The organism is Micromonospora sp. NPDC047074, assembly GCF_040643815.1.
In the GTDB taxonomy this organism is placed as follows: domain Bacteria; phylum Actinomycetota; class Actinomycetes; order Mycobacteriales; family Micromonosporaceae; genus Micromonospora.
On record NZ_JBEYVB010000003.1, the window covers coordinates 95,194 to 106,120 of the forward strand.

The 10,927-nt window shown below is 74.6% G+C and carries 8 protein-coding genes; 7 read left to right on the top strand and 1 reads right to left on the bottom strand.

The genetic code is table 11. From position 1 onward, the window contains the following. The first annotated feature begins 35 nt into the window (after positions 1-35). The 3 genes from ABZ809_RS07250 to ABZ809_RS07260 all read left to right on the top strand — a co-directional run bounded on the left by ABZ809_RS07250 (position 36) and on the right by ABZ809_RS07260 (position 4,450). Complete coding sequence (locus ABZ809_RS07250; protein ID WP_357561574.1) at positions 36-2,744, top strand: glucosidase; 2,709 nt, start codon at positions 36-38, stop codon at positions 2,742-2,744. A 177-nt stretch (positions 2,745-2,921) separates the two neighbouring features. Further along, a complete protein-coding gene (locus tag ABZ809_RS07255) occupies positions 2,922-3,500 on the top strand; it encodes a WHG domain-containing protein (RefSeq protein ID WP_357561575.1) in 579 nt (192 codons plus the stop codon). A gap of 242 nt (positions 3,501-3,742) precedes the next feature. Further along, positions 3,743-4,450 carry an HAD family hydrolase gene (locus ABZ809_RS07260; protein WP_357561576.1) on the top strand — a complete coding sequence of 236 codons (708 nt, stop codon included), beginning with the start codon at positions 3,743-3,745 and terminating at the stop codon, positions 4,448-4,450. A gap of 42 nt (positions 4,451-4,492) precedes the next feature. Here the strand turns inward: ABZ809_RS07260 and ABZ809_RS07265 are convergent, their stop codons facing one another. Further along, positions 4,493-5,923 (bottom strand): LuxR C-terminal-related transcriptional regulator, encoded by a 1,431-nt coding sequence (locus ABZ809_RS07265; protein WP_357561577.1) that lies wholly within the window; start codon positions 5,921-5,923, stop codon positions 4,493-4,495. A gap of 129 nt (positions 5,924-6,052) precedes the next feature. On the opposite strand from ABZ809_RS07265, the gene ABZ809_RS07270 reads away from it, so the two are divergent. From ABZ809_RS07270 to ABZ809_RS07285, 4 genes are all read left to right on the top strand, one after another. Continuing rightward, positions 6,053-6,226: a putative ATP-grasp target RiPP gene (locus ABZ809_RS07270; RefSeq protein WP_357561578.1), complete on the top strand. Its 174-nt coding sequence runs from the start codon at positions 6,053-6,055 to the stop codon at positions 6,224-6,226. A 66-nt stretch (positions 6,227-6,292) separates the two neighbouring features. Further along, positions 6,293-7,339: a hypothetical protein gene (locus tag ABZ809_RS07275; RefSeq protein ID WP_357561579.1), complete on the top strand. Its 1,047-nt coding sequence runs from the start codon at positions 6,293-6,295 to the stop codon at positions 7,337-7,339. Beyond that, a complete protein-coding gene (locus ABZ809_RS07280) occupies positions 7,336-8,328 on the top strand; it encodes a TIGR04500 family putative peptide maturation system protein (protein WP_357561580.1) in 993 nt (330 codons plus the stop codon). Before ABZ809_RS07275 ends, ABZ809_RS07280 begins: the two co-directional genes overlap by 4 nt. Continuing rightward, positions 8,286-10,466, top strand: coding sequence for a peptidase domain-containing ABC transporter (locus tag ABZ809_RS07285; protein ID WP_357561581.1), 2,181 nt, complete (start codon positions 8,286-8,288; stop codon positions 10,464-10,466). Before ABZ809_RS07280 ends, ABZ809_RS07285 begins: the two co-directional genes overlap by 43 nt. Positions 10,467-10,927 lie beyond the last annotated feature (461 nt).

The window sequence follows — 10,927 nt, forward strand, 5'->3', positions numbered from 1 at the left end:
CCACCGGCGGCGGCGTGTAACACACCACGACGAGAATGGCTCCTGTGGTGAAGTCTCCCGGCGACGTCGAAGATGTCCGAGTGATCACCGACGTGCCGCTCCCCGACGACTCCGCGCCCGACCCCGAACGGCTCCGGCTGGCACAGGCCGACGCCGGGGAACAGGACTGGCGCGCATGGGGTCCCTATCTGTCCGAGCGGGCGTGGGGGACGGTCCGGGAGGACTACAGCGAGCACGGTACGGCGTGGGACTACTTCCCGCACGACCACGCGAGGTCCCGAGCCTACCGGTGGAGCGAGGACGGCATGGCCGGCATCTGCGACGACCGGCAGACCTTCTGCTTCGCCCTCGCCCTGTGGAACGGGAAGGACCCGATCCTCAAGGAGCGGATGTTCGGCCTCGGCGGCGACGGCGGCAACCACGGCGAGGACGCCAAGGAGTACTGGTGGTACGAGGACTCCACCCCCACCCACTCCTGGATGCGCTGGCGGTACCACTACCCGCAGGCCGCCTTTCCGTACGACGAACTGGTCGCGGTGAACGCGCTGCGCGGCCGGGACGACACCGAGTACGAGCTGGTCGACACCGGCATCTTCGACGAGGACCGGTACTGGGCGGTGACCGTCGACTACGCCAAGGCGACCCCGAGCGACATGTGCGTCGTCGTCACCGTGGCCAACCGCGGCGACCGGGCGGCCACCCTGCACGTACTGCCCACGCTCTGGTTCCGCAACACCTGGGCGTGGGGGCTGCCCGGCGGCGACCGGGTGCCCCGGCTGGTCGGTGAGGGCCCGCGGCTGGTCGGTGAGCACCGGGTGCTCGGCCAACTCCTGCTGGAGGGCGACGGCGAGCCGACGCCCCTGCTCTGCGACAACGACACCAACGCCGAGCGGCTCTGGGGGCTGCCCGGCCGGTCGGCCTACCCGAAGGACGGCATCAACGACCACGTGGTCGACGGGGCCGCGACCGTCAACCCGGCGCGGGAGGGCACCAAGGGCGCGCTGCACTACGTGCTGGACGTGCCGGCCGGGGCGCAGCGGCGGATCCGGCTGCGCCTGACCCGCACCGCCCCGCCGCCCGGCGGCACCCCGCCGCCGCCGGCGGATCTCGGCGACGGCTTCGACGCGGTGGTCTGGGCCCGGCGGGCGGAGGCGAACCGCTTCTTCGCCGGGGTGATCCCGACGACGGCGACGCCGGACGAGACCCTGATCGCCCGGCAGGCGATCGCCGGGCTGATGTGGGGCAAGCAGTTCTACCACTTCGACGTCAAGCGTTGGCTGGAGGGCGATCCCGGCTCCACGCCCCCGCCCTCCGGGCGGCGCCACGGGCGCAACAGCTCCTGGTGGCACATGACGAGCTTCGACGTGATCTCCATGCCGGACCCGTGGGAATATCCCTGGTACGCGGCCTGGGACCTGGCCTTCCACTGCGTCAGCATCGCCCGGGTCGACCCCGGCTTCGCCAAGGAGCAACTGCTGCTCCTGCTCCGCGAGTGGTACCTGCACCCCAACGGCCAGATCCCGGCGTACGAGTGGGCGTTCGGCGACGTGAACCCGCCGGTGCACGCGTGGGCGGCGCTGAAGGTCTTCGAGATCGACGGCGGCCGGGACCACGACTTCCTGGCCCGGGTGATGCACAAGCTGCTGCTCAACTTCACCTGGTGGGTCAACCGCAAGGACACCGGCGGCAACAACGTCTTCGAGGGCGGCTTCCTCGGGCTGGACAACGTCGGCCCGTTCGACCGGTCGGCGGCGCTGCCGGTGGCCGGGGTGCTGGAGCAGTCCGACGGCACCGGCTGGATGGCCATGTACGCGCTGAACCTGCTCGACATCGCCGTCGTGCTGGCCGAGCACGACCGCACCTGGGTCGACACCGCCACCAAGTTCTTCGAACACTTCACCTACATCGCCGCCGCCGCGTACGAGCAGGGCCTGTGGGACGACGAGGACGCGTTCTTCTACGACGTGCTGCGGCTCGCCGACGGCACGAAGGTGCCGCTGAAGGTCCGTTCGGTGGTCGGCCTGCTGCCGCTCGCGGCGACCACCCGGCTCACCGCCCGTACCCTGCACCGGCTGCCCGAGCTGAGCGCCCGGCTGCGCTGGTTCCTCACCAACCGCCCCGAGTACGCCGGGGTGATCGGCGCCCGGCGGCTCGGGCCCGACGGCCGCCAGCACCGGCTGCTGTCCATGGTCGGCCCGGAGCAGATCGTCCGGCTGCTCGCCCGGATGCTCGACACCGACGAGTTCCTCTCCGAGTACGGCCTGCGCACACTGTCCCGGGCACACCTGGACAAGCCGTTCTCGGTGACCCTCGGCGGCCAGGAGTTCAGCGTCGGCTACGAGCCGGCCGAGTCCACCAGCGGGCTGTTCGGGGGCAACTCGAACTGGCGCGGCCCGATCTGGATGCCGACCAACTTCCTCCTGATCAGCGCGCTGCGCGACTACGCCGCCTTCTTCGGCGACGGGCTCCAGGTGGAGTATCCGACGCGCTCCGGGGTGAAGCGGACCCTGGACGAGATCGCCGACGACCTCTCCGCGCGGCTGATCTCGCTGTTCACCCGCGACGACTGGGGCCGGCGGCCGATCTACGGCGCGGCCCAGCTCTTCCAGACCCACCCGGACTGGCGGGACCTGATCTGCTTTCCCGAGTACTTCCACGGTGACAACGGTGCCGGCCTGGGCGCCTGGCACCAGACCGGCTGGACGGCGCTGGTCGCCGACCTGATCCTCACTTTGCGCCGCTGACCTGCCCGTCCCGCCGCGCCCGGCCCGTCCCGCCGCCGTCGGCCCACGCCGTCCTCGGCCCGTCCCGCCGGGCCTGTCCTGGCTCGACCGGCCCGCTCGTCGGTGGCCGGCCCGGCGCACAGTCGTCAATCCGTCGTGAGTCCCTCACGGGCGGTGACGGTCGCTAGCATCGGCGGCGTGTCGCCAGCAGACGGAGCAGACGCCGCACCGGCCGAGCACGAGCGCGTGGCGGTGGCCGCCCGGCAGTTGGCCGAGGCGGAGGGCTGGGCGGCGGTGACCCACCGCCGGCTGGCCGAGCGGATCGGGATCGACATCGAGGTCGTCTACCGCCGGTTTCCGGATCCCGCCGCACTGATGTCCGCCGTGGCGGTGCTCGGCTTCGTCGACCTGGCCGCCGCGCTCGCCGCCGCCCGGGGGCGCGCCACCGGGGGCGCGCGCGGCGAGTGGCCGGCCGTGGTGACGGCCTACCTGGACTTCGCGTACGCCAGTCCCGAGGTCTACGACGCGATGCTCGCCCACACCTCGGATCTCACCCTGGGCCGCGACCCCGGGCCCGGGGCGCCCCGGGCGGCCTTCGCCGAGCTGCGCGCGGCCCTGACACCACTGGCCGCCGGCCGCGACCCCGACACCCTCGCCGAGGTCGGTTGGGCGCTGCTGCACGGCACGGTCATGCTGACCCGGGGCGGGCGGCTGCGCCCCGACAAGCAGGAGCAACGGGAGGAGCTGATCGTGGCCCGGCTGCTCGCCGGCCCGTGACGCCGGCCCGTGACGCCGGCCCGTGACGCCGGCCCGTGACGCCGGCCCGTGACGCCGGCCCGTGACGCCGGCCCGTGACGCCGGCCCGTGCGGCCCGGCGCCTGGACGATGGCCCGCTCGCCGCGAGCCGCTCGCAACCCGCTTGCCGCTCGGAATCTTGGACAGTTACGGTTCGCACCGCACGGGACCTGTCCAAGATCAGACGGATGTGCCCCGGGGGCGCATCGCGGGGAGGGAGGGCAATGGGGGAGGTGACCGGCCGGCGCGCCGGGCAGGTGCTCGTCTTCGACGCCGACGACACGCTCTGGGAGAACAACGTCCTGTTCGAGCGGGTGATCGACGACTTCCTGGAGTGGCTGGACCATCCGACCCTCGACCGGGCCGAGATCCGGGCCATCCTGGACGACATCGAGCGGGCCAACGCGGTGGCGCACGGCTACGGCAGCAAGGTCTTCCTGCGCAGCCTGGGCGAGTGCCTGGAACGGCTGCGGCAGCGGCCCGCCACCGTGGCGGAGCGACGCGGGATCGAGGACCTGGCCGCCGCCCTGGTGGCGCACCAGGTGGAGTTGATGCCCGGGGTGGCCGAGGCGTTGGACGTCCTGGCCGGGCGGCACGAGCTGCTGCTGCTGACCAAGGGCGAGCGCGAGGAGCAGCAGCGCAAGCTCGACGCCTCCGGCCTGCTGCACCACTTCCGGGCCGCGCACATCGTGCGGGAGAAGGACGTCGACACCTACCGGTGGCTGACCCGGGAGCACGGCTTCGATCCCGCCGTCACCTGGATGATCGGCAACTCCCCGAAGTCCGACATCCGGCCCGCCCGCGCCGCGGGGCTGAACGCCGTGTTCATTCCCAACGACAACACCTGGGTGCTGGAGCACGACGAACTGGATCCGGCCGACGCGGGGGTGTTGCGGCTGTCCGCCTTCCCCGAACTGCTGCACCACTTCTGAGGCGCGGCGGTCCGGCCCTCGCCCGGGGCGGACGAGGCGACGCTAGCCGGTGCGCGCCTGCCGGGCGGCAAGCTCGGTGCGGTTGCGTACCCCGAGCTTGCGGAAGATGTTGCCGAGGTGGAACTCGATCGTCTTGACCGAGACGAACAGGCGTTGGGCCGCCTCCCGGTTGCTGAGCCCGTCGGCGATCGCGGCGGCGACCCGCGCCTCGGCGCCGGTCAGCGCCGACAGGGCGACCCGGTTGGTGAACGTCGGCGCCGCGCCGGGGGCCGCCGGCCCGGCGACGCGGACCGGGCCCACCGTCGAGGGCCCGGTGGCCGGCGGACCGCCGAGCAGCCGCAGGTCGCGCAGCACCAGGGCGAGCATGCCGGCGGCACCGGTCCGGGCGTACCCCGCGCACGCCTGTTCCAGCAGCCGGGCCGCCTCGCCGCGCCGCCCGGCCCGGCCGTGGTGGGCACCGAGCAGCCAGGCGATGCGGGCCGTCAGCAGTTGCTCGGCGGGCCGGGTCAGGTCGTCGAGCGTGGCCGCCAGCGCCCCGGTCGTCGCCGGCGAATCCGGGTCGAGGATCCAGGCCCGCCACGCCGGCAACGCCGGCCCACCCGGCCACGAGGGAGGCGGGTCGTCGACACCGCCGAGCAGGCCGGCGGCCACCTCCGGCCGGCCGGCCAGGGCGTGGTGGGTGGCCAACTCCCACCGGTGCTCGTGTTGCAGGCCGGCGGTCACACCGGTGTCCGTGGCGACCACGAGTTCGAGCAGCCCGGCCCAGGCGTCCAGGTCGCCCCGGGCGAACGCCAGCGCGGCCGTGCACTCGGGGAGGTGGCGGGCCACCCAGGCCGATCCGACGCGCGCGGCCAGCTCCCGGGCCTGGTCGAGGTGGACGGCCGCCAGGTCCAGGTCGCCGCGGAGCGCATCGCACTTGGCCAGCCACGACGTCGCCTCGGCCTGCACGTCGAGGCTGCCGGCCAGCTCAGCCATCCGGGCCGCCTCCCGCAGCTCGGCCTGCCCCCGGACCAGGTTGCCGGCCCACGCGTCACCGACGCCGATCATCGCGAGCATCCGGGCCCGGTCCACCGGGGCGAGGTCGAGGGCGTCGACCAGCGGGGCGAAGCGCCGCGCCTCGTGCGGGCGCATCAGTGTCATCACGGCCGTCAGCGCGCACTCGACCAGGACCGGATCGTCACCGAAGGCGTTCCCGTCGAAGATCCGTACGGCGGTGTCGAGCTGCTCCGGCCCGTCGGCGCGGCGGGCCCGGGTCGCCACGATCCCCACCAGCGTGCGGTAGATCAGCTCCGTCCGCGCCGAACGGCTCGTGTCGCGGGCCTCCCGTGCGCGGGCCACGAGCGGGAGCATCTGGTGACTGTCGGCGGTGCGGGACAGCGCGACGAACGCCTGGAAGAGCAGACGCGCGGCCCGATCCGGGTCGGTGTCGCCGGCCGCCGACAGTAAGCGCTCGGCCACGAGTTCGGTAGACACGGTGGGAGCGTAGAACCGGGGTCCAAGCCCAGGGATTACCCGGGTGCCCGCCCGGCCCCGGCCGGTCCACACTGCTTCCCACCCGGCCGACCGACCGGCCGGCGTTCCGATGTGGATAGAGGTAGGACCATGAGGCGCAAGACCGTGCGGATCGACACCATCCCCGCCGACGGCGTGGAACTGGCCGACGACCAGCTCGCCCGGATGGTAGGCGGCCTGCCGCCGGCCAACGGGGCCGGCTCGTCGAAGACCATCGACGACATCCCCGGCGGGGGACGCCCGGACACCGACACCGACTTCTGATCAGCGGCCGTCGGCGGCGCGCCCCGGTGCGGGCGGGCCGCCGACGGCGACCCGCCCGGAGTGCACATGATCCTCATCCTGACCGCCCCCGACGACGTGCACGCCGACGCGGCAGAGGCCGAGTTGCGCCGGCGTGGCGCCGCCTGGATCCGCTTCGACCCGGCCGACGTGCCGTCCCGCGCGTCGCTGTCGGTCGCCATCCGCGACGGCCGGCTGACCCGCACCCTCGTGCGTGACCCCGGCCCGGACGGCGCCGGCACCGGCCCCGGCGGCACCGACCCGGTCGCGAACCACCGGGACGCGGCCGGCCGCCAGGTCGTCGACCTCGACGCGATCACCGCCGTCTGGTTCCGGCGGCCCGGCGTGCCGGTCGCCCCCGCCCACCTCGCCGACCCGTACGCCAGGTTCGTGGTCGAGGAGAGCCGGCAGTTCGTCGGCGACGTCTGGGAGACCCTCGACGTGCCGGCCCTGCCCGCGCCCCGGCCGGTGGTCCTGCGGGCGCAGCAGAAGGTCCGCCAGCTCCAGCTCGCCCTGCGCCTCGGCTTCGACGTGCCGGCGACCACGGTCGGCAACGACCCCGGCGCCGTGCTCGACCTGTTCAACCACGCCGACGGCCGACTGATCGCCAAGCAGGTCGGCCTCTCCGACATCGGCGACGAGCTGATGCGCTTCACCGAGCCGGTCAGTCACCGCGACATCGGGCACGTCGACGGGGTGCGGCACTGCCCGTTCATCGCGCAGGCCCACGTGCCCAAGCGGGTCGAGCTGCGGGTCACCGTCGTCGGCGACCGGGTGTTCGCCGTGGCCATCGACTCGCAGCGGTCCAACCACGCCCGCTACGACTGGCGGCGGGAGGACGGCCGCAACACGCCGATGAGCCCGTACGCCCTGCCCGACGACGTCGCCGCGCGCTGCGTGACGCTGACCCGCCTGCTCGGCCTGCGCTACAGCGCCCTCGACCTGATCGTCACCCCCGACGGCCGGTACGTGTACATCGAGATCAACCCCAGCGGCCAGTACCTGTGGGTGGAGGAGGAGACCGGCCTGCCGATCACGGCGGCCGTGGTCGACCTGCTCACCGGGGCCGCGCCCACTCCCGGAGCCGCCACGTGAGCACCCTGGACCCCGCACTGCTCGACGAGGCCCTCGCGCTGGTGCGTGAGCTGACCATCGGGCGCGCCAGCCTGCGCGACGCCCGGGACCGGCTCGCGCCCCTGCGGGAGCGCTGGCCGCTGGCCGACCCCGCGGTCGTCCGCGACGAGGAGACCAGCGACGGGTCGGTCTCCTTCGACCTGCTGCTCCGCGAGCCAGCCGGCACCGTCTCCGTCGCCTACAGCCCGGCGCCCGCGCTGCCGTGGCCGATGCGCGGGGCGATCCGGTACTCCGACCACCATCTCGCCCGGATCGGCACCAGGACACTGCGGGTGGGGGAGGCCCTCGCCGCGCTCGACTTCCTCTGGTACGACCACGACGTGCTCGCCCGACTGGTCGACACCGGCGTGATCGCCGCCGAGTTGGAAGCGCACCCCGTCGAGCTGTCCGACGAGGAACTCCAGGCGGCGGCGGACGCGTACCGCCGGGCACGGGGGCTGCTCGACCCGGCGTCGACCGGGCGGTGGCTCGCGGAGCGTGGCCTGTCCGCCGAGGACTTCGCCGACCTGGTCGCCGACACGGTGGCGGTCAGCCGGCTGCGCGAGCGCGTGGTGGGTGATCGGGCGGTGGACTGGTTCGCGCGGCACCGGGCGTCGTTCGACACCCTGGTCGTCGCCTGGACCGCCGAGGGCACACCGCCCGCCGGGCGCGAGGCGGCACTCGCGGCGGTGGCCGCAGCCGTGCGCGACGGCCGGGCGGCCGGGGTGCTGCGGACGGTCGCCGCCGCAGCCGCACCCGAGGTGCGCGACGCCACCGGGCCGGTGCCGACGGTGGTCGGCGGGATGCCGGTGACCGCCGTGGTGGTGGCCCGGGAACCCGCCGAGTGGGACGCCGCCACCCGGGCGCTGGTCGAGCGGGCCGTGTTCGACGAGTGGCTGGCCGAGCGGCGGGCCGCCACCGACATCGAGTGGTTCTGGCTGCCTCGCGACCGGACGGCCCCGGCCAGGTGACCCGCCGGCGGCGGGTGCCGGTGGTCCTCCAGGTCGCCGCCACCGACTGCGGCCCCAGCGCGCTCGCCATGCTGCTGGCCGCGTCGGGGCGGGCGGTGCCCGTGGCGCGGCTGCGGGCCCGGCTCGACGTCGGCCGCGACGGGCTGAGCCTGCGTGACCTGAGGGACGCGGCGCAGGAGTTCGGGCTGCGCTGCCGGGCGGTCGCACTGCCGGCGCTGCGGCAGGACGCGACCCGCCTGCGGGACCTGGCGCTACCCCTGGTGGCGCACTGGAACGGCGACCACTACGTGGTGGTGGAACGGCTCGGCCGGCGCGGCATCGACGTCGTCGACCCGGCCGTCGGACGGCGGCGCCTGTCCCCCGCGCAGTTCTCGGCCGGCACGACCGGGGTGGTGCTGCTGGCCGAGCCCGCCGGCCCGGCCCCGCCGTCCCCGCGGGCCCCCGCACCGGTCCGGGAGTTGCTCCTGCCGGTGCTGCGCGGGCAGGCAGGGCTGCTCGCGGTGCTGGCGGCGGCGTCACTGCTGATCACCGTGGCGGGGCTGGCCGTGCCGTGGGCGACGGCTGCCGTCATCGACGCCACCGCGCCCCCGAAGGCGTCGTGGTTCGCCGCCGCTGCCGGGCTGGCGGCGGTGACCGGGGCGCTGTCGCTGGCACGTGGGCTGGCCGTGACGGCCCTGCAACGGCGGATCGGCATCCGGCTCGGCACCGACACGGTGAGCCGGCTGTTCGACGTGGCCTACCGGTACTTCCACCGGCGGTCGGCCGGCGACCTGATCGACCGGGTCCGGGCGGCCGTCTCCGTGCGGGACCTGCTGGCGTCGTCGCTGGTGGCCACGGCGCTCGACGCGCTGCTGGCGGTCGGCTACCTGACCGTGGTGGCCGTGCTGGCGCCGACGCTGGGCACGGTGGCCGCCGGCGTCATCGCCGTGCAGGTCGCCACGTCGCTGTGGGTCGGCAGCCGCTCCGGGGCCCTGCAACGCGAGGAGATGCTGGCCTCCGGCGAGGAGTCGGCCCGGCTGACCGACGCGCTGCAGGGCATGGCGGCGATCCGGGTCGCCGGGGCACAGCGCCGGGTGCTGCGGCGGTGGCAGGAGTCGTTCCACCGGGGGGTTTCCGCGTCGCACCGGCTGGCCCGGCTGTCGGCGGTCTCGGACGCGGCCCTCGCCGCCTGGTCGGTCGCCAGCCCGGTGCTCATGCTCCTGGTGGCCGCCCGGCACGCCGACTCGCCGGGGCAGGCCGCCGGCCTGGCGGCGCTCGCGGTCTCCGCGATCACCCCGGCGGTGGCGCTGGCGCGGCGGCTGCCGTCGTTCACGTTGCTGCCGCCCACGGTGGACCGGCTGGCCGACATCGCGCAGGCGCCCGTCGAACAGCCCACGCCGGGACGGCCCGCCCCCAGGCTGACCGGGCAGGTCACGCTGGCGGGTCTCGGCTTCCGGTACGACCGGCGTTCCCCCTGGGCGCTGCGTGAGGTGACCGCCGTGATCCGGCCGGGCACGAAGGTGGCGGTGGTCGGCGGCTCCGGCAGCGGCAAGAGCACCCTGGTCGGGCTGCTGACCGGGCTGTACGCGCCGACCGAGGGTCGGATCCTCCTCGACGGCCTCGACCTGGCCACGCTGGACCTGTCGTCGGTGCGACGACAGATCGGGGTGGTGTTGCAGGAGACCTACGTCGGCGCGGGCACCCTGCGGGAGGCGCTGACCCTGTCGCGTCCCGATGCCTCCGACGCCGCGATCGCCCGGGCGATCCGCCTGGCCGCGCTGCACGACGACGTCGCGGCCATGCCGATGGGGTTGCAGACCCGGATCGGCGACGGTGGGGCCGGTCTGTCCGGCGGGCAACGCCAGCGGGTCGCCCTGGCCCGGGCACTGCTGGCCGATCCGGCGCTGCTGATCCTGGACGAGGCGACGAGCGCGCTGGACACGGTGACCGAGGCGGCGGTGGAGGCCGGACTGCGGGCGCTGCCCATGACCCGGGTGGTCATCGCGCACCGGCTGTCCACGGTCGCCGACGCCGACCTGGTGCTGGTGCTCGACGGCGGCCGGATGGTGGAGTGGGGGCCGCCGGCGGCCCTGCTGGCCGCAGGCGGTCCGTTCGCCCGGCTGGCGGGCGCGACCGCGCACTCCTACCGGTCCGGGTGACGGGGCGGACGCAGTGGCCGCCTCGACGGGAGGAAGCGTCGGGCCGGCAAGCCGCGTTACATCGACATGCCGCTTTTCCAGCTTGACATCAATCACGCTCGGTCGGCCCGTTTCGTCGTTGTCCGGCCCGGAACGACACGCCTAACCTGATCCGGCGCTCGCGGCTCGTCGGGGTGAGTCGGGGGCGCGCCGACGTCCGGTGGTTGGGCACCGTGGAGCTGAGTGCAGGCGGCAGGCTCGCCGTGTTGAGCCCGGCGTGGGCGGCGTGCCGCCCACGCGCTCATCCGGCGACGCCCGCTACCACGCCGGACGGCTGGGGGTCAGGACCGGGGAGTTGCGGACCCGGTCCTGACCTGTCCCGGCACGCCATGGCCGCCGCGACGACCACGGCCAGGACGCGGCGGTCATCGAGACCTCGGCGGCCACGGATCGAACCCGTCCCGACAGGGCCGCCCCGCGCA